Consider the following 20,574-nt stretch of genomic DNA (forward strand, 5'->3'; position numbering starts at 1 on the left):
CGATAGATTGTTCGGCAGAGCCGTGAGCTCCGAATCGGATAGGTCGAGATCGCGGCCGGCCTTGAGGTTATCAGGTAATGCGGGATTGACACCGTGCCGGAGCGATTAAAGAACGGACGACTATCTAAGAGTCCCGATTAACGCCGTTGAGATCGCCCGACCCAGAACTTGGCGGTTCTCCGGGACATCCACCATAGTCACGTGGTCGCCTGGAATTGGCACGACATGAATGGCCTCCGCACTTAGAACTCGGTCCCAACCCCGCAAAGGCGAGACTGCTTCTGGATCTAATGAAGTTCTTCGAGAACGTGTCCGACTGCTAAGAGGCCGCTCCGCATAGAATTGGTGTATCTCAACTGGGAGGGACGGAACTTGATACAAGCACAGCGCCCGTTGGAACTGCGTGGCCCTTTCATACGTCAGAATATCATTGCGGAGATCACGATCCAGCGGGATCGCTCCAATTGCCTGAGCCTTTTCAAGCAGACGGGAAATTGAACTTTGTCCAGCAAAGCGGTTGAGGATTTCGAACTTCTCGTCATTCAATTCGAGAGACTCCAACGCTACTTCTTGTATCATTTGGGTGGGTGATGCCCTTGATGGATTTGCGAGTAACACAACGTCAATGAGGCCGATGAAGGAAACAGCTTCGTTGAGGTTTAGTAACTGCTGCGCAACTGCATAAGCCAGGATTCCTCCTGATGAGTATCCAGACAACCGATATGGACCTCGTGGCTGGATCTCGCGAATCGCCAAGCTCGCTTGCGAGGCAATCTCTTGAAGAGTTGGCAATCGAAATGCACTGTATTGCGGCCATGGCAAGGCGTAGACAGGACAATCGACGTCCATTTCTTGCGCCAAACTGGGGACATAGGAGCAATCGCCCAAACCTGTGGGAACGAAGAACAGCGGTGATCGCGATCCGACTTCTCGAACGCGAATCGCTCTCAAACAGCTGGGCTGTGGCGCCAAATGAACTTTCGATGCAACTTCCTTCAGAAGGGGGGCTTGAAAGAGGTCGGCCGCGCTGAATTTGAGCCCGAGATCGGCTGCGCGACTGAGCAGTTGCACCACGAGGAGCGAGTGGCCGCCCAGTTCGAAGAAGTGGTCGTTGCGTCCGACCCGCTCCAGCCCGAGAAGCTCGGCCCAGATCCGCGCCAACGCCGTCTCGACTGCGCCCTGCGGCGCCTCATAGGCCGCCCGCGCATAGGCATCGTCAGCCGGCGTCGGCAGTGCCTTGCGGTCGAGCTTGCCGTTCACCGTCAGCGGCAGCCCCGATAGCCGCACGAACGCCGACGGCACCATGTAGTCCGGCAGCCGCGCACTTAGGTGCGCGCGCAGGGCGCCGGCCAACCCGCCTCCATCGTGCTCGTCCGAGTCAGCCTCGTCCGAGCCCACCACATAGGCGATAAGATGCTTGTCGCCGGCACAGTTCTGGCGCGCCACCACCACCGCATCGCGCACAAAGGCGTGCTCACAAAGCCGCGCCGCGATCTCGCCCGGCTCGATGCGGAAGCCGCGGATCTTCACTTGGTCGTCGTTGCGGCCCAGGAACTCCAGATTGCCGTCCGGCAGATAACGCCCGAGGTCGCCGGTCCTGTACAGCCGATCGCCGTCCACAAAGGGACTGGCGATGAACCGCTCTTCTGTCAGCTCGGGGCGGTTCAGATAGCCCCGCGCCACTCCCGCCCCGCCAATGTAAAGCTCGCCCACCGCCCCGAACGGCACGGGCGCGCCATGACCATCCAGCAGATACACCCGCGTGTTCGCAATCGGACGGCCGATGGGGACCACTGCCCCATTAAAATCAGCCGGACAATTCCAGACTGTTGCGCAGACCGTTGTTTCGGTCGGGCCATAAGCGTTGACAATTGAGGCCGGGGCAAGACTTTGGATGAGTTCAGCCTTCGGCAGCTCTCCAGCAAGAATGAGAACTTGCGACGTCAAACATTCCAGATTCTCGCTTGCCTGAAGCATCGCTGGGGGTAACGTCGCATGGGTGATGTCTTCGCTTCGGAGATAATCCGAGAGCTTGTTGCTCGCTTGACGGATCTCGTCCGCAGGCAAGTGCAATGCGGCTCCAGAGCCAAACGCCATAAGAAGCTCCCAAGCGCTTGCATCAAACCCAACGGAGGCGAACTGCACCACTCGGCTGTTGGAAGAAGCGCCAAAAAGACCCACCTGAGCCAACATCAGATTGACCAACCCCCGATGCTGGACCATCACGCCCTTTGGGTTTCCCCCTGAGCCGGAGGTGTAGAGCACATAGGCGAGATGGCGGGATGTGAGGCCAAGTATGTGCGGGTCGGGGTCCAAAGCCGGCCGTTCAGCCCAGGCCGGCGTCGCCGTGTCCAGATCGACCGCTGTCACATCGATCAGCACCTCGCCGCCGAGTGCGGCGCGGCCGGCCGCGTCGCAAAGCAGCAGCTGCGGCGAAGCATCGCCCAGCACCTGGCGCAGCCGCTGAGACGGGTAGGCTGGATCCAGCGGCAGATAGGCACCGCCCGCTTTGAGGATCGCCAAGAGCCCCACCACCATCGCTAGGCTGCGCTCCAGGCAGATCGCCACGGGCCGATCCGGCCTCACTCCGAGTGCGATCAGATGATGCGCCAACCGGTTGGCCCGCGCGTTGAGCTCACCATAGCTCAGGCACTCGTTCTCGTGGACCACCGCCACCGCCTCCGGCGCCCTTTGCACCTGCGCCTCGAACAGCTCATGGATGCACCGCTCTGTCGGGTAGGCCGCGGCGGTCCGGTTCAACTCCTCCAGCAGGTAGCTGCGTTCGTCGGCCGGCAGGATGTCGAGCTCGCGCACCGGCGTGTTGGGGGCATGCTCCAGCGCTTGCGCCAGTTGCTCGAGCGCCCGCTGCATATAGCCGCAGACCCGATCCGCAGAGACAGGCTCCGCCACCTGCGCCGTCAGGCCGAGCGCTTCGCCATAATCCTCGACCGACAGGGTCACGGGATAGTTGGTGCGCTCCTCGCCGCCGAGCCATTCCATGCCCGACAGGACATCATCCGTTCCGGAGCCGGGCGTGGCTGCCGGCCTGTTATGGCGGTAGTTCAACAGCGCGCTGAACAGCGGCACCGGCGCCGCAACGCCGCTGCAGCGTTGCGCCAGCGCCAGCGAGGCATGCTCGTGCGCCAGCAGCTCGGAAAGCTGCGCGTGGGTGCTGCGCACGCTCGCCGCAACCCCGGTCTCGTCCAAGGCAAGCCGCACAGGCAGGGTGTTGATGAACAGGCCCATTGTGCGGTCGGCGCCCGCACCCGCATGCATCCGGCCGAACAGCACCGTGCCGAACACCACCTGCTCTCGGCCGCTGCTGCGCGCCACCACCTGCCCCCAGGCCAGATGGCACAGGCTGGCCAGGCTCACCCCGAGCCGCCGCGCCTGTTCGCGCAGCCGCTCGTTGAGCGCTTGCGGCAGCATCCGATGCGCCTCGCCGACGCCGCTGCCGTCGCCGTAGACCTCGCTTAGCCCGAACGGCATGGTCGGCTCGTCGATGTCGGCCAGCAGCCCTCGGAAGAACTCTTCATGCGCCTTGGCATCAACAGCAAGACGCGCCTGCGCCACCAGATTACGGAACGGCAGCGGCGCGGCCAGTTCATGGGCCCGCCCTGCCAGTATGGCACGCACCTCCGCATGCCTCACGTCCAGCGTCGTGTGATCCCCGATCAAATGATGCTGCAGCTCCAGCAGCAGCCAGCGCCCGCTGCCGGGATCGCGCGCGGTCACAAACCGCAACAAGGGTGCCCGGCCAAGATCGATGCGCTGCCGGCGCGGATCAAACCGGCGCCGCAGCTCATCGGCGCCAGAACCATCACAGCCATCCAGCTCGACCTCGCTCACCTCAAGCGACGCACGACGCCACACCACCTGGACCGGGCTCGACAGTCCCTCCCAGACAAAGGCCGTACGCAGGATGTCGTGCCGGTTCACCACTTGCTGAACCGCATCAAGATAGCGCTCCAACAGGCTACGGTCGGCAAACGCCATCTGCGACACCAGCAGATAGGGATCGCCCCGGCTGGCCAGCAGATGATGGAACAGGATGCCGTCCTGCAGCGGCGACAGCGCATAAATGTCCTGGATGTTGCGGACGCCACCAGGCACCGTGGCGACGATCCGGTCGATCTCAGGCTGGGCCAGCTCGATCAGCGGCAGCATCTGCGGCGTGATCGCCGTACTCTGCTCGGTGATCAAGCTGGCAGGTACCGCCACCTCATGAGGACGAAGGCTTGCGGCAAGATCGGCCAGCACCGGCGTGGCGAACAGCGTCGATAGCGGCAGTTCGACCCCAACAGCCTGTGACAGCCGGCTCGACACTTGCACCGCTAAGAGCGAGTGGCCGCCCAGTTCGAAGAAGTGGTCGTTGCGTCCGACCCGCTCCAGCCCGAGAAGCTCGGCCCAGATCCCCGCCAACGCCGCCTCGACTGCGCCCTGCGGCGCCTCATAGGCCGCCCGCGCATAGGCATCGTCAGCCGGCGCCGGCAGTGCCTTGCGGTCGAGCTTGCCGTTCACCGTCAGCGGCAGCCCCGATAGCCGCACGAACGCCGACGGCACCATGTAGTCCGGCAGCCGCGCACTTAGGTGCGCGCGCAGGGTGTTGGCAAGGTCAGGGCCATCCACCTCATCCGATTGAGCTTCGGGCGCACACACCACATAGCCGACGAGGTGCTTGTCACCGCGGCCATCCTGTTGCGCCACCACCACCGCATCGCGCACAAAGGCGTGCTCACAAAGCCGCGCCGCGATCTCGCCCGGCTCGATGCGGAAGCCGCGGATCTTCACTTGGTCGTCGTTGCGGCCCAGGAACTCCAGATTGCCGTCCGGCAGATAACGCCCGAGGTCGCCGGTCCTGTACAGCCGATCGCCGTCCACAAAGGGACTGGCGATGAACCGCTCTTCTGTCAGCTCGGGGCGGTTCAGATAGCCCCGCGCCACTCCCGCCCCGCCAATGTAAAGCTCGCCCACCGCCCCGAACGGCACGGGCGCGCCATGACCATCCAGCAGATACACCCGCGTGTTCGCAATCGGACGGCCGATGGGGACCACTGCCTCATTAAAATCAGCCGGACAATTCCAGGCCGTTACGTCGATAGCAGCTTCCGTGGGACCATATAAATTGTGCAGACCAGTCCAAGGTAATACGCGCCGAACCTTCTGCGTAAGGGAGGCAGAAAGCGCCTCACCACTACACACGAGACGCTGCAGCGATGTGCAGCGATCAACGCCCTTCGTGTCCATGAAGCTGGCCAGCATGGATGGTACAAAGTGCGCAGTGGTGATGCGTTGGTCGATTATCAAGTTTACAAGCGCATCTGGGTCTTTGTGCGCACCAGGAACCGCCAGCACCAGCTTCGCCCCTTCAAGCAACGTCCAGAAGAATTCCCAGGCCGAGACATCGAAGCCAAACGGGGTCTTCTGTAAGACAACATCAGCCGCATTGAGTGCATAGGCCTTTTGCATCCAGATCAGGCGATTGATAATAGCCCGATGCTCATTCTGTACCCCTTTGGGAATTCCGGTTGAGCCTGAGGTGTAGATCACATAGGCGAGATGACGGGATGTGAGGCCGAGCGTGCGCGGGTCGGGGTCCAAAGCCGGCCGTTCAGCCCAGGCCGGCGTCGCCCTGTCCAGATCGACCGCCGTCACATCGTTCAGCACCTCGGCGCCGAGTGCTGCGCGTCCGGCGGCATCGCAGAGCAGCAGCCGCGGCGCGGCATCGTCGACAACCTGCCGCAGCCGCTCGCTGGGATAGGTCGGGTCCAGCGGCAGATAGGCACCGCCCGCTTTCAGGATCGCCAAAAGCCCGATCACCATCGCCAGGCTGCGCTCCAGGCAGATCGCGACCGGCTGATCCGGCCTCACGCCGAGTGCGATCAGATGATGGGCCAGCCGATTGGCCCGTGCGTTGAGCTCGCCATAGCTCAGGCGCTCGTCCTCGTGGACCACCGCCACCGCCTCCGGCGTCTTTTGCACCTGCGCCTCGAACAGCTCATGGATGCACCGCTCTGACGGGTAGGCCGCTGCCGTTCGATTCAGATCATCCAGCAGATAGTTGCGCTCCTCAGCCGGCAGGATGTCGATGTGGCCGACAGCCTGGCCTGCATCGGCAGCCATCGCCCGCAGCAGCGCCAGCAGATAACCACGCTGCCGCTCGATCCTCGCCTGATCAAAAAGCGCTGTGGCATAACTCAATGTTCCAGCGATCTCCTCGCCATGCTCGCCAAGGCTCAGTTCCAGATCGAACTTGACCTGATCGAGCCCCCTCCAGGCAACCTCCACACTCAGTCCTGGCAGGTCCAATGACCTGACCGCGTTGTTTTCCCAGGCCAACATCACCTGCAACAACGGCGTGTGGTCAAGAGTCCGGGGCGGCTGCACGATCTCCACCACCTGCTCGAACGGAAGGTCCTGATGCTCCTGCGCAGCTAGCGCCGTGCGCCGCGTCCGCTCCAGAAGCTCCGACACGCTTGGCTCGCCCGATAGGTCCAGCCGAAGCGCCAGGGTGTTGACGAAGAAGCCGATCAATTCTTCGATCTCGCGCCGGCAGCGATTGGCGCTCGGCACGCCGATCGCAAGGTCGTCCTGCCCTGAAAGACGCGACAGCACCGTCGCCCAGCCTGCCAGCACCGTCATGAACAACGTCGTGCTATGTTGCCGGCTCAGCCGCTTCAAGTCCCGCGTCAGATCCGCATCGATGACAATAGGAATACTAGCCCCCGCAAACGACTGCTGGGCCGGTCGGGCACGGTCCGTCGGCAAGACAAGACGGGCCGTGCCTGACAGGGCGTTGCGCCAATATTTCGCCTGCTTCTGCAGCCGTTCCCCCGACAACCATTGGCGTTGCCAGGCGGCATAATCCGGATACTGGATCGCCAGCGGCGGCAAAGGATTGTCCTGTCCAGCCTGGAACGCCCGGTAAAGCTGACTGAGTTCACGCAGCAGCACGCCCATCGACCAGCCGTCCGAGACGATGTGATGCTGGGTCAGCAGGAAGACGTGTTCTTCATCCGACATCCGCACCAGACGCCCGCGTATCAGCGGCCCGCGCGCAAGATCAAACGGCGTGCGCTCCTCTTCATGGCATAGATCCAAAAGTGCCGCGTCCGCATCCAGCCTCTGCCGTAGATCGTGCTCAAGCACCGGCAGTCCGGCCTCAGGCGGCAGGATCTCAACCCGGGGCTTGGCCTGCGGCGCGACAAAGACACTACGCAGGGCCTCGTGACGCGCAAATAGACGGTCAAGGCTGCCCTGCAAGGCGCTGCGATCGAGCACTCCGCGCAGCCGCAAGGCTAGCGGAATGTGATAGTGCGTGCTGCCTTCATCCAGCTGCGCCAAGAACCACAGCCGCTGCTGCGCAAACGATAGCGCAAGCGGCTCATGACGCGATACGACCGCAATCGCCGGCAGGTCTTGGGGACCGGAGCGGCTCAACACCTCGCCGATCTTTGCGGCAAGATCGGCCAGCACCGGCGTGGCGAACAGCGTCGACAGCGGCAGTTCGACTCCAACAGCCTGTGACAGCCGGCTCGACACCTGCACCACGAGGAGCGAGTGGCCGCCCAGTTCGAAGAAGTGGTCGTTGCGTCCGACCCGCTCCAGCCCGAGAAGCTCGGCCCAGATCCGCGCCAACGCCGTCTCGACTGCGCCCTGCGGCGCCTCATAGGCCGCCCGCGCATAGGCATCGTCAGCCGGCGTCGGCAGTGCCTTGCGGTCGAGCTTGCCGTTCACCGTCAGCGGCAGCCCCGATAGCCGCACGAACGCCGACGGCACCATGTAGTCCGGCAGCCGCGCACTTAGGTGCGCGCGCAGGGCGCCGGCCAACCCGCCTCCATCGTGCTCGTCCGAGTCAGCCTCGTCCGAGCCCACCACATAGGCGATAAGATGCTTGTCGCCGGCACAGTTCTGGCGCGCCACCACCACCGCATCGCGCACAAAGGCGTGCTCACAAAGCCGCGCCGCGATCTCGCCCGGCTCGATGCGGAAGCCGCGGATCTTCACTTGGTCGTCGTTGCGGCCCAGGAACTCCAGATTGCCGTCCGGCAGATAACGCCCGAGGTCGCCGGTCCTGTACAGCCGATCGCCGTTCACAAAGGGACTGGCGATGAACCGCTCTTCTGTCAGCTCGGGGCGGTTCAGATAGCCCCGCGCCACTCCCGCCCCGCCAATGTAAAGCTCGCCCACCGCCCCGAACGGCACGGGCGCACCATGACCGTCCAGCAGGTACACCCGCGTGTTCGCAATCGGACGGCCGATCGGGAGACGGCGGAGTGTTTCGTTACTCAAGTTGATTTCGTACGCTGTCGCGAAGGTCGTCGTCTCGGTCGGGCCGTAGCAGTGAATGAGACGTACGGGGCCTTCTTCTTTCAGCAATCTCAGAAATGAGCGTAGATCATTGCGCTCTCCTCCACAGAGGAGGTACTTAAGTTGGGCTAATGTCGGAGCAATCGATGATGTATATTGGTTGAATAATGCTGTTGTTAGAAAAAGCGACGTCACCCCGTGCTGTCTAAGCGCCCGGGCAAAACTGCGAGTATCTGTGACAGCTTGCATTGCAACAATGCAACCGCCGTTAAGCAACGGCGCCCACACTTCGAATGTGCTTGCGTCGAAAGCGGGATTGCCAGCCCATGCCACGCGATCGCCAGCCTCAATCTTCGCATATCCATTATTGATCACGAGCCGGTTGACAGCACGATGAGGAACAAGAACTCCTTTGGGAGTTCCGGTCGAGCCGGAGGTGTACATTACGTAAGCGGCAGCCTCAGCGCTCAACGCTAGGCCAGGATCGGAAATGCATCCCGTTCCAACTATGAGCGGCTCAATAGCCAGGACAGGTATCGTCGCCTCAATCAGATCATCACCGTCGATCCGGCTAAGCACCAGGCGGGCAGCACAATCAGCCATCAGCCATTCTTGTCGCGCAGATGGAAGGCCGCGATCGATCGGCACATACACTCCGCCTGCCTTCAGGATCGCCAGCTGCGCCACTACAAGAGCGACGGAGCGGTCGAGCACTGTCGCAATGCTATCTCCCGGCCTCACTCCGAGTGCGATCAGATGATGCGCCAACCGGTTGGCCCGCGCGTTGAGCTCACCATAGCTCAGGCACTCGTTCTCGTGGACCACCGCCACCGCCTCCGGCGCCCTTTGCACCTGCGCCTCGAACAGCTCATGGATGCACCGCTCTGTCGGGTAGGCCGCGGCGGTCCGGTTCAACTCCTCCAGCAGGTAGCTGCGTTCGTCGGCCGGCAGGATGTCGAGCTCGCGCACCGGCGTGTTGGGGGCATGCTCCAGCGCTTGCGCCAGTTGCTCGAGCGCCCGCTGCATATAGCCGCAGACCCGATCCGCAGAGACAGGCTCCGCCACCTGCGCCGTCAGGCCGAGCGCTTCGCCATAATCCTCGACCGACAGGGTCACGGGATAGTTGGTGCGCTCCTCGCCGCCGAGCCATTCCATGCCCGACAGGACATCATCCGTTCCGGAGCCGGGCGTGGCTGCCGGCCTGTTATGGCGGTAGTTCAACAGCGCGCTGAACAGCGGCACCGGCGCCGCAACGCCGCTGCAGCGTTGCGCCAGCGCCAGCGAGGCATGCTCGTGCGCCAGCAGCTCGGAAAGCTGCGCGTGGGTGCTGCGCACGCTCGCCGCAACCCCGGTCTCGTCCAAGGCAAGCCGCACAGGCAGGGTGTTGATGAACAGGCCCATTGTGCGGTCGGCGCCCGCACCCGCATGCATCCGGCCGAACAGCACCGTGCCGAACACCACCTGCTCTCGGCCGCTGCTGCGCGCCACCACCTGCCCCCAGGCCAGATGGCACAGGCTGGCCAGGCTCACCCCGAGCCGCCGCGCCTGTTCGCGCAGCCGCTCGTTGAGCGCTTGCGGCAGCATCCGATGCGCCTCGCCGACGCCGCTGCCGTCGCCGTAGACCTCGCTTAGCCCGAACGGCATGGTCGGCTCGTCGATGTCGGCCAGCAGCCCTCGGAAGAACTCTTCATGCGCCTTGGCATCAACAGCAAGACGCGCCTGCGCCACCAGATTACGGAACGGCAGCGGCGCGGCCAGTTCATGGGCCCGCCCTGCCAGTATGGCACGCACCTCCGCATGCCTCACGTCCAGCGTCGTGTGATCCCCGATCAAATGATGCTGCAGCTCCAGCAGCAGCCAGCGCCCGCTGCCGGGATCGCGCGCGGTCACAAACCGCAACAAGGGTGCCCGGCCAAGATCGATGCGCTGCCGGCGCGGATCAAACCGGCGCCGCAGCTCATCGGCGCCAGAACCATCACAGCCATCCAGCTCGACCTCGCTCACCTCAAGCGACGCACGACGCCACACCACCTGGACCGGGCTCGACAGTCCCTCCCAGACAAAGGCCGTACGCAGGATGTCGTGCCGGTTCACCACTTGCTGAACCGCATCAAGATAGCGCTCCAACAGGCTACGGTCGGCAAACGCCATCTGCGACACCAGCAGATAGGGATCGCCCCGGCTGGCCAGCAGATGATGGAACAGGATGCCGTCCTGCAGCGGCGACAGCGCATAAATGTCCTGGATGTTGCGGACGCCACCAGGCACCGTGGCGACGATCCGGTCGATCTCAGGCTGGGCCAGCTCGATCAGCGGCAGCATCTGCGGCGTGATCGCCGTACTCTGCTCGGTGATCAAGCTGGCAGGTACCGCCACCTCATGAGGACGAAGGCTTGCGGCAAGATCGGCCAGCACCGGCGTGGCGAACAGCGTCGATAGCGGCAGTTCGACCCCAACAGCCTGTGACAGCCGGCTCGACACTTGCACCGCTAAGAGCGAGTGGCCGCCCAGTTCGAAGAAGTGGTCGTTGCGTCCGACCCGCTCCAGCCCGAGAAGCTCGGCCCAGATCCCCGCCAACGCCGCCTCGACTGCGCCCTGCGGCGCCTCATAGGCCGCCCGCGCATAGGCATCGTCAGCCGGCGCCGGCAGTGCCTTGCGGTCGAGCTTGCCGTTCACCGTCAGCGGCAGCCCCGATAGCCGCACGAACGCCGACGGCACCATGTAGTCCGGCAGCCGCGCACTTAGGTGCGCGCGCAGGGTGTTGGCAAGGTCAGGGCCATCCACCTCATCCGATTGAGCTTCGGGCGCACACACCACATAGCCGACGAGGTGCTTGTCACCGCGGCCATCCTGTTGCGCCACCACCACCGCATCGCGCACAAAGGCGTGCTCACAAAGCCGCGCCGCGATCTCGCCCGGCTCGATGCGGAAGCCGCGGATCTTCACTTGGTCGTCGTTGCGGCCCAGGAACTCCAGATTGCCGTCCGGCAGATAACGCCCGAGGTCGCCGGTCCTGTACAGCCGATCGCCGTCCACAAAGGGACTGGCGATGAACCGCTCTTCTGTCAGCTCGGGGCGGTTCAGATAGCCCCGCGCCACTCCCGCCCCGCCAATGTAAAGCTCGCCCACCGCCCCGAACGGCACGGGCGCGCCATGACCATCCAGCAGATACACCCGCGTGTTCGCAATCGGACGGCCGATGGGAGGCAACTGGGGCCAACATGATGGGTCAGCTGCAAGGTGATGCTCGGCAATGACGCTGATTTCCGTGGACCCGTATTGATTGATCAATCTCGCCTTTGGGTGTGCTTCGAAGAAGGCCCTCAGCAGTGGAGTGGCCTGCAGTTGCTCACCCGCTGTATAAACCTCAGTCAAAGAGGACAGCTTCACTTGCTGCGCGCCCCAGACCTCCGCAAAATGGTTCAATGCTACGAATGGGAGGAAAAGTCGCTCGATCCCCTCCTTTTCCATGAATTCGAGTAACTCGGAGAAGTGCCTACGGGTCTCTTCCCGCACAAGTACGAGCAGTCCACCGTCCTTCCAGCAAATGAACATTTCCTGAGAGGACACATCGAAGTTCAGGGTAGCGAATTGAAGTGTGCATCGTTTTGACGTGCCAACCCCCGCGAGCGAATTCACAAGCGCGCCGTGGGACATTTCTACGCCCTTTGGCGTTCCGGTTGAGCCTGAGGTGTAGATCACATAGGCGAGATGATGGGATGTGAGGCCAAGCGTGCGCGGGTCGGGGTCCGAATGCGGCCGCTCGGCCCAGACCGGGGTGGCAGTATCAAGATCGACTACGCTGACATCGGCCACGGCCTCGGCGCCCAATGCGGTTCGACCGGCGGCATCACAAAGCAGCAGTCGCGGCGCGGCATCGTCGACAATCTGCCGCAGCCGCGCCGACGGATAAGCCGGATCGAGCGGCAAATAGGCACCCCCAGCCTTCAGGATCGCCAAGACACCAACCACCATTGCCAAGCCGCGTTCCAGGCAGATCGCCACCAGCTGGTCCGGCTTGACCCCGAGCCCGATCAGATGATGCGCTAACCGGTTGGCTCGCGCGTTGAGTTCGCCATAGCTCAGTCTCTCGTTCTCATAGACCGCAGCAAACGCCTCCGGCGCCTTTTGCACCTGCGCCTCGAACAGCTCATGGATGAACCGCTCCGATGGATAAGGCGCCGCCGTCCGATTCAGCTCCTCCAGCAGATAGTTGCGTTCATCTGCCGGGAGAATGTCGGTGCGGCCGACCGGCTGCCTTGCATCGGCCATCACACCATTCCACAAAGTCTGCAAATGCTGCGTCATGCGACCGATCTGCTTCGGCGCCAATCGATTGGCATCAAAATGCCAGCGGAAGCTCCCATCCAGAGCGCAAATCTCAAAGGTCAGCAAATCGCCGCATAGGGCCGGGCCAGCTCTGTGACTGCTCATCAGATCGCCAGCCACCGAGCAGCTCTCTGTCGTGATTGCAATGCCAATCGGCCAGGGTCGGCGCGAGCGTAGCGCCTCCATATCTCGCAAGACCGGGCAACGCGTGATAAGATCCCGGGCAAAGCTACCGTGCGCCCTCAGCTGAGTGAATTCGGCCGCTACGGTCTTGCGCACTTCTTCGAGATCATTAGCAAGCTCAATGGTCACTTCCATCGGCACGACAGGGGAGATCAACACCTCCAGCGCTTCGGCGGCAGCTTGCGATGCATCCGATGCAGGCGTCCATCCCAGCTGAAACTCTGTTTCTCCTGTGATGCGGGCGAGATAGATCAGCCAAACCGTTGCCAAGTATTCCGAGCAATCGAGCGGGGACAGTTTAGCCAAGGCACTTGGACTGAACCACGAACTCGACTGCCATGCGGGCGGCGCCGCAGCCACGGACGATGACAGGAAAGGAGGATGCAATGTTTTAAACTGTCCGAGCCGTCGTCGCCAAAAATCCTCCAGAGGCGCCAGCGTTTCATGGGTGGCAGTTATGCTCCGCGCCTGTACATCGCTCAAGATCGGGAGGCGACTGCCTTCATCCACATTGAAATGCCTGGCGAGGGCTCGCGCGTCCAGCATCCGCCCATCGAGTTCGTCAAAGCAAACATCGACATCCTCGGTGGCCGTCGCCACACGCCAAAGGCTCGAGTGGACTTCAATCAGGGAACCTGCCGGACTGCCCGAGCTTCGAGCCGACACCTTCAAGTTACTGACTTTGACAGCCTGATCGCCTATGAGAGCCTTGGGCAGACACATTGGATTTAGATCATACGGCCCAAAGTCTAGGGCCCGTGTCATCGCCGATATCTCTTGCGCGGATTGATCCCACCGGAGACAGCCCGCGGAATCTGGGCGTCGATGTCTCGGAAAGTAGCTTCTGTCCACCAGTGCCTGTGGATGGGCTAAAAGCGTCCCGTTCTCGAGGCCAGTTAAGAGCTTGCGGAAGCCTTCGATCGCGGCTTTATGGCACTTAAGATTCAGGGTCAGTGCCGTATCGGTGGGCGCAATCAACACCTGGTGCTGAACCACGACGTCACCGGTATCAATACCGTCATCGATCGAGTGCCAATTGATGGCATATTCGGACTCATGCGCCAGCAGCGCCCAGGACGTCACGTGCGCTCCCGCATATTGTGGCAATGGACCGTCGTGGCAATTAAAAGCCCCTCGACGAACCCACTCCAATACATCCGCTGGCAGTATGAACGGGTTGGCAACTGAGAAAATCAAATCTACCGGCGCGGCCATCAAAAAAGTAGAGAGCTCTTCAACGCTTGCTATAGACGGGATGTTCGAGCGAACAGCCCAATCGCGGAATATGCCGTCAGCACACAATGCTGCACCAATGACGTGGCCCATCTCAATTGCCAGCTGCACACACCTGATAGCGAGCGTACCACTGCCGACAAAGACGGTAGAGGAGATCGATCGCGCAGATAGCCTATCCTGATCGCCTGGCTGGCAGACGCTCCCGCGCGCCGGAGATACGCGATACGACATCTTCATCCTCCTGCAGTCGATCCATCAAGCTGGCATTCCCACCACGGGCGTCGCGCCACGAAGCGACTCAAATCAGCCACACTGGTTCGAATTTGCTTGGGATAACCGCGCCCGCAGTCGCTTGCGCAATGTAGGGGCATTGGCGGTGCAGAAGCTCTTAGGCCCAGCCAAGATCTTCCCAATGTCGCGGGCAGGCCGCACGCCTCCAGAAATCGTCTCCGGCAGAATCGCAGCGGCCATCTCAGCCTGGTCTGAGTAAAGATCATCGGACGACGGCTCCTCAGTCAGAACGCTTCTATAGAGGAGACTACGCATGTACTGTGCCAACGGAGGAATCGTTCTTTGTCAGTATGCTAGGCCTTAGCCTGCTATGTCGCTTATCCGACCTCGTCGGACATCGTACCAACTGAGCGCGCTATCAATCGGCCCAAGGCTTCTGAAATTTCGGCCGATGTGTTCCGGGCAAAGAAAAGCGGGACCTAGAACGTCAAAGCGATTTTTCCGGGCCGCCGCACCGCCTTCTGGGGTGTGGCTCTCTTGAAATTCCAAGAATGCGTGATTGCGGCCACTGGTACTCGCAGTGGGCGTGCTCGTGGATCGGGGCGGCTGCGAAGTCGTTGGCGGGCGCATTCCTGTGGCTCGAAGAGCTGGACGATTCACCAACTCCACAGGCCGTTGAACCGCCCCAAAGTTTGCCGGAGGCTCCAAGTCCTCGAGGATGGAGCCATGACAAGCAAGACGGCGAACAAGTTTTCACCCGAGGTCCGCCCCTATGATCGGATGGTTCTGGATCACGCCAGCGAGCATCCGTCGCGCTCGGCGGCGGGCCTCGATTGCGGCCAAGATCGGCTGCACACCGGAGATGCTGCATGACTGGGCCAAGAAGGTGGAAGTCAATAGGCAGCGGGCCGGCGTTCCGACCGAGAAGTTGAAGGCGCTGGAACCGGAGAACCGCGAGCTTGGGCTAGATCCGCGCAAGGCGAGCGACTATTTTTGCGATGGCGGGGTCGACCGCCATGTTCAAGCGATGATCGCCTTCATTGACGATCATCATGGGGCTTGCCGAGCGCCCTTTCGACGTCCTATGCCGATCCGGCCAAGCTGTCAGAGCGCGCCCGGCAGGATGCGGCGCCGAAGATCGAGGTTCGGCGCATCTTCATCAGAACTTCTCCGTGTAGCGCGCGCGCGAGGTCTAAAGCCAATTCAAGCGCAGAGATCTTTTGATATTGCGCGTTCCACTGTCTCGCCATTAAGGCGGGGCATCGGTCCGCAAGAGTATCCGCGGCAAGACTGTCAAGACCATGATCAGCGACAAGGTGGCGGCTTGCCAGCTGGATACGTCAACTGCCAGTTCAAGGCGTCACGACCGAATGCCCTTCTAAGACTTCACCTATATCGCGACCTCGACCGGCTCCGTCTACGTCGCCCCTATCCTCGAAGGATCGTGAAGTGGCAGGCCTAGTGCACGACAAGCGCCCACTTCGTGTTCGATACGCTAGAGCAGACCCTGCGGCGGCTGGTCCGTCGCGGCGCTCTTGGGCCATAGCGATATGGCTGCCCAATACCTCTCGATCAGCTACACCGAGTGCCTGACTGAAGTGCGCGCGGAGCATTTGTCGGCAGTGTCGGAGATCCTGTGACGACGCTCTCGCCGTACCCTCCCCCCTAGAAGGCCGACGTGATTTATCGGCCGCGCCATGGCGAAGCTTCGAGGCTGTCGAATTTCCACCGTCGAATTGGTCGATTGGTCAACAATTGACGGCTCCTTGGAACATCATTCCCCCGCCGAGCCCGGACAATGGCCGGACAACCAGCTATGCCAGCATAACTCGAACCAAATGGCCTCCAGAGCACGCCCGAGGCTGGTTCACGTTGCTTAGTATGCCGAGCCTGCCGGGTCGTTGAGCTTGTGGCGTTCGGTTCCGTTGAGGGGCGGGTTGAAGATACTAACGAGGATCAGATCCTTGTGCCGTCCCGCGCGCAAAAGATGCTTGTCATGCTTGTCGAGCGCATACATGTCGCCCTGTTGAATGGGGAAGACATTGCCGTTCATGTCTTCCACCTCGCCCTCTCCGGCGATGCAGTAGCAGGCTTCGAGATGATTGCGGTATTGCAGAAGCGAGACGGTGTTAGCGCGCACTACGGTGTGGCAGATGCTAAAGCCCATGCCGTCCCTAGTCGTCAGGAGGCGGTGGCTAGTACCATTGCCCCAATCGACGAAGTGCTCGGTCGCTTCAACATCGTGCAGGCTACGCACAATCATATTGTTTGATTCCAGGAATACAGGTGCAAGTCACTATTCTGGAAGCGCGCAGGCCATTGTTCTGAGCTAGAAGCGCGGCTCCCGCGCGCTCCCGGAGCGGAAAGCCCAGGTATGGCTATTTGGACGGGCCAGGCCGGCAAGAGCCCGCCAATCCATGTCCTCCACTCCCATTCGCCCATTCCTGATACGGCCTCCTGACCTCGCCGGGAAGCCGTAGCCCTCATGACATGAGAGACCTCGCCACCATGGCGCGCGCGGCTGCGCTAGCATCAGGATCGATTGAGCGAATTTCATCTGAACTCTTAGAAGTGAGCTGCTAGATTGTTGTGGTCGCGACGCATGCTCCCTCTCAAGCAACCGATGTGCCAACGACGTAGTGAAAACACTCCTGAAAAAACAATGCGCTCTCGCCGCGCTAGTTCGCGTCGTGCCGTCACGCTCGTGACATCAATGTCTTCAACGAGACATAGCTCAACACACGACCGCGGAGGGGCAGTGGCGACGATCGTTGGAGAGTGGACAATGGTGGTCCATCTTCCGGTTGTGTGCACCTCGCCAAAACAACGCTATTTTCCAGCAGGATCCACCCTCAACGTGATGCCAATTGACAACGTGATTGAGGGCATGAAGGCGCATCTCGCCAACGTGAAGATCCATCACGAGCGCGGCGATCAGGCCAAATGGTTGCGGGAGGTCACGTAAGCTTCGTACCACTTGAAAGCGCGCCGTCGAGAAGGTATCAGGCCGGTGACCGTGCCATCAACAAGGCCGAAGCGGCTGTTATTCGCCGCACGTTCACAGATTACCTCGCCGGCAAGCCCTCACGCACAATCGCTTTGGAGCTGAACCGAGAAGGTGTGCCTGCACCTCAAGCGCGCTGAATGGGGGCCATCGACCATTCGTGGCAAGCCGGCTCGTCGAATTGATCTTTGGCAAGCTGACGCTCTGTGGTCAGCCATCGGCATCGATGAAGCAACCGTAGCGCGGGAGCTCAACGACATCAAGATGGCCCTGCAGGAGAGACGTGACCGGGTGCTGGATAATTTCCCGCACTGCCATGGCGAGGAGCGGCTTTAGAAGCTCAAACGACGGCGACGATCCGCACCCGGGCGCCCTGCAAAAGCCGCCGCGCCGATGAGATTTCGGCGACGAACTGGTCTTCTTCCTCGGGCTGGTCCGGAAAATGATTAGCCGACTGCAGGTCATTCTCAAGATCGCCGAGCGCTTCTTCAGCCTCGCGCTAGCCAGCGCTGTTGTGCTCGATCAGGACAACGCGGTCAGAAGCCGGAACTTCAGCAGAGTTTGTCGTTGCAGCATCGGCGGTGTCTACGACGTACTCCCTCCTGATCCGCTCGTCTCCCTCCATTTTTCGTTTTCTGAAGATGATCGATGGATTTGTCGATTTCAGCAATCGCCCTCTGGAAGTGCCTGGAAGCAACGGCGTAGTTTTTCTAGAATGCGGACTTGGTCGTAAGCCTCCGAGGGGAGCCGCCTTGCGGCGGGCTGGCCTGATGTTTGAGAACTGTACGTATTGACAGCCATACGATCAGTACTCTGAATCGCCTGGAGGCGCGGATTGTTTTAGAAAGCATGTCCGAGCCCCGCCTGGTTGCGGCGACAGCGCGGCGATACGGCTTGTCGCGTTCTTTATTGGTGACTTGGCGAAGAGCGTTCGCGGCGACCCGGACCAAATCCGGGGCTGTCTTTGTGGCGGTTGTGGCCGAGGGGTTGCGCGCGACTCGGTGGCGGCGTCATCGGAGAGCGCGCCCGCAGATTCGACGGAGCGTCGGATCGAGATCGAGCTGTCATTTAAGTTTGGTAAGTTTGGCATCGAATGTGATTCCATCTGGCCATGGACTCCAGCGCCGACATGCCGCTCGATATTGCCGCCGCGCATGCAATGATTTGGCCGAACGCACGGCCAGGCTTGCGGCGGAAACCCGGCTTGGTGAGGCGGCCAATGCGCAGGCGAAGCAATCGAGCACCGAAGCACTGATTGCCCATCTCAAGCTCGAGATCGAGAAGCTTCGACGCACGATATATGGCACTCGCTCCGAGCGGTCGGCACGGCTGCTCGATCAGCTGGAGCTTGAGCTTGAGGAACTCGAGGCGGACGCGACCGAGGATGAACTCGCTGCCGAGAAAGCGGCCGGGAAGACGCAGACAGTGCGTTCGTTTGAGCGCAAGCGGCCGGTGCGTCAACCCTTCCCCGACGACATCGTGCGAGAACGCGTGGTCCTGCCGGCTCCGACGCAATGCCCCTGCTGCGGCTCGGCGCGGCTGTCGAAGCTCGGCGAAAGCGTGACCTCGACCCTGGAGGAGATCCCACGCCGGTTCAAGGTGATCGACACAGTCCGGGAGAAGTTCAGTTGTCGGGATTGCGAGGCGATCACGCAGCCGCCGGCGCCGTTCCATGCCACGCCGCGGGGCTATATCGGACCGACCTTGTGGCGACGATCCTGTTCGGCAAATTTGGTCAGCATCAGCCGCTAAATCGACAGAGCCAGCGCTTCAAATGCGAGGGGATCGCCCGTCGGTCTCGACGTTAGCGGACCAAGTGGGCGCGGGAGCCTTTGCGGTCAGGCCGATCTTTGAACTGATCGAAGCCTATGTGCTCTCCGCCGACAGGCTCCACGGCGACGATACCAAGATCCCGATCCTGGCGAAGGGCAAGGCGGATACCGGCCGGATTTGGACCTATGTTCGCGACGATCGGCCATTCGGCGGGCGAGATCCACCGGCGGCGCTGTTCTACGCCTCACGTGATCGGCGTGGCGAGCATCCCGCGCGGCATCTTCAGAACTTCGCCGGCATCCTGGAGGCCGACGCGTATAGCGGGTTCAATGCTCTCTTCGATCCCGGACGCAAGGCGTTGCCGGCCACGCCCGCCTTCTGTTGGGCACATGGCCGGAGGGCGTTCTTCGAACTTGCCGACATCGCCCAGAACGCTCGTCGCGGAAGATCGGCGACGGCGATCTCGCCCATTGCGTTGGAAGCGGTTCGTCGGATTGACCATTGTTCGAGATCGAGCGCGACATCTATGGGCTAAGCGCCGAGGAGCGGCTGCAGATCCGCCGGGAAAGAAGCGCGCCACTGCTGACCGACCTTGAGACTTGGCTCCGGGCGGAATCTGCCCGGCTCTCGCGTTCGTCCAACGTGATTAAGCCGATCAACTATCTGCTCAACCGTTGGGAAGGCTTTGCCCGCCTTGTCCACGACGGAAGGTCTGCATGACGAACAATGCAGCAGAGCGAGCGTTGCGCGGTTTTGCATTGGGAAGAAAGGCATGGTTGTTCGCCGGTTCTGATCGCGGCGCCGAGCTGGCTGCCGTGATGGCCACGCTCATCATGACGGCGCGTCTCAACGACATCGACCCGAAAGCCTGGCTTGCCGATGTCTTCGCGCGCATCGCCGACATACCGCAGAACCGCGTGCGCGAGTTGTTGCCCTGGAACCGACGCCGCCTGCGTCGAGGTTCTCTGCCCAGGCGGCGTAGCCATGCACGTCAACAAGGTTTACGCCGTCTTCACCATCGCTTCGTCGCAAAAGACCTCGGCGAAGACGAGGACTGGCTCTGGGACGTGGCCAACGGAATGGACACAGAGGATGGCCTCATCTGTACGGCATAGGTGACGACCAGGTCATGGCGTTCACCGGCTTCGGCATCGAAAACCTGATGGAGCTCATCAGGATGCACAAGGAAGACCCCGAACTCCTCAAGCAGTGGAATCGGTAAGCCCTTGTCCGCGGCCTAGCTCAGATGGATACTCTGCATCGCCACACGCAAGCTTCTCGTTCTCGGCGTCAAGTGCGAGCACCATCTCGGTCAGCGCTGACGGATCGGCCACGAGCTCGATCCGCAGGGCTATCTAACCGACGTGCTGGAGCGCATCGTCTCGGGGCGCACCAAGCGCCATTAGCTCCACGAGCTGCTTGCCTGGAACTGGAAGGCTGCCCGCCAGCGGGGCGGCCGATGCTTGGACCACCCCGAAGCGGCCGCGAGACCGCCGAGTTTCTGCGTA

The 20,574-nt window shown here is 61.8% G+C and carries 4 protein-coding genes and 2 pseudogenes; 4 read left to right on the plus strand and 2 right to left on the minus strand.

Features of this window, described 5'->3' with window-relative positions:
- Window positions 1-120: 120 nt before the first annotated feature.
- A complete protein-coding gene (locus BCCGELA001_RS36560; RefSeq protein WP_158511662.1) occupies window positions 121-14,289 on the minus strand; it encodes a non-ribosomal peptide synthetase in 14,169 nt (4,722 codons plus the stop codon).
- 726 nt (window positions 14,290-15,015) lie between these two features.
- On the opposite strand from BCCGELA001_RS36560, the pseudogene BCCGELA001_RS39565 reads away from it, so the two are divergent.
- Window positions 15,016-16,074, plus strand: a pseudogene (locus tag BCCGELA001_RS39565) (IS3 family transposase); the annotation flags it as partial.
- Between the two features lie 91 nt (window positions 16,075-16,165).
- Here BCCGELA001_RS39565 and BCCGELA001_RS30920 read toward each other — a convergent pair.
- On the minus strand, window positions 16,166-16,552 hold the full coding sequence (locus BCCGELA001_RS30920; RefSeq protein WP_008545645.1) for an ectoine synthase: 387 nt from the start codon (window positions 16,550-16,552) through the stop codon (window positions 16,166-16,168).
- Between the two features lie 495 nt (window positions 16,553-17,047).
- Between BCCGELA001_RS30920 and BCCGELA001_RS37650 the strand changes: the two genes are divergently transcribed.
- The 3 genes and pseudogenes from BCCGELA001_RS37650 to tnpC all read left to right on the plus strand — a co-directional run.
- Complete coding sequence (locus BCCGELA001_RS37650) at window positions 17,048-17,254, plus strand: hypothetical protein (protein ID WP_144441589.1); 207 nt, start codon at window positions 17,048-17,050, stop codon at window positions 17,252-17,254.
- Entirely contained in the window at window positions 17,233-17,433 is a 201-nt protein-coding gene (locus BCCGELA001_RS39140) for a recombinase family protein (RefSeq protein ID WP_236840790.1), read from the plus strand. Before BCCGELA001_RS37650 ends, BCCGELA001_RS39140 begins: the two co-directional genes overlap by 22 nt.
- Before the next feature lie 989 nt (window positions 17,434-18,422).
- Window positions 18,423-20,025 (plus strand): annotated as a pseudogene (gene tnpC / locus BCCGELA001_RS30930) (IS66 family transposase); the annotation flags it as partial.
- Between the last annotated feature and the right edge of the window lie 549 nt (window positions 20,026-20,574).

Origin of the sequence: Bradyrhizobium sp. CCGE-LA001 (genome assembly GCF_000296215.2) — a bacterium.
Lineage (GTDB): Bacteria > Pseudomonadota > Alphaproteobacteria > Rhizobiales > Xanthobacteraceae > Bradyrhizobium.

Coding starts and splice junctions, on each gene's coding strand:
- BCCGELA001_RS39140 (WP_236840790.1), top strand. CDS start 17,233: ATGGTTGCGGGAGGTCACGTAAGCTTCGTACCACTTGAAAGCGCGCCG.
- BCCGELA001_RS30920 (WP_008545645.1), bottom strand. CDS start 16,552: ATGATTGTGCGTAGCCTGCACGATGTTGAAGCGACCGAGCACTTCGTC.
- BCCGELA001_RS36560 (WP_158511662.1), bottom strand. CDS start 14,289: ATGTCGTATCGCGTATCTCCGGCGCGCGGGAGCGTCTGCCAGCCAGGC.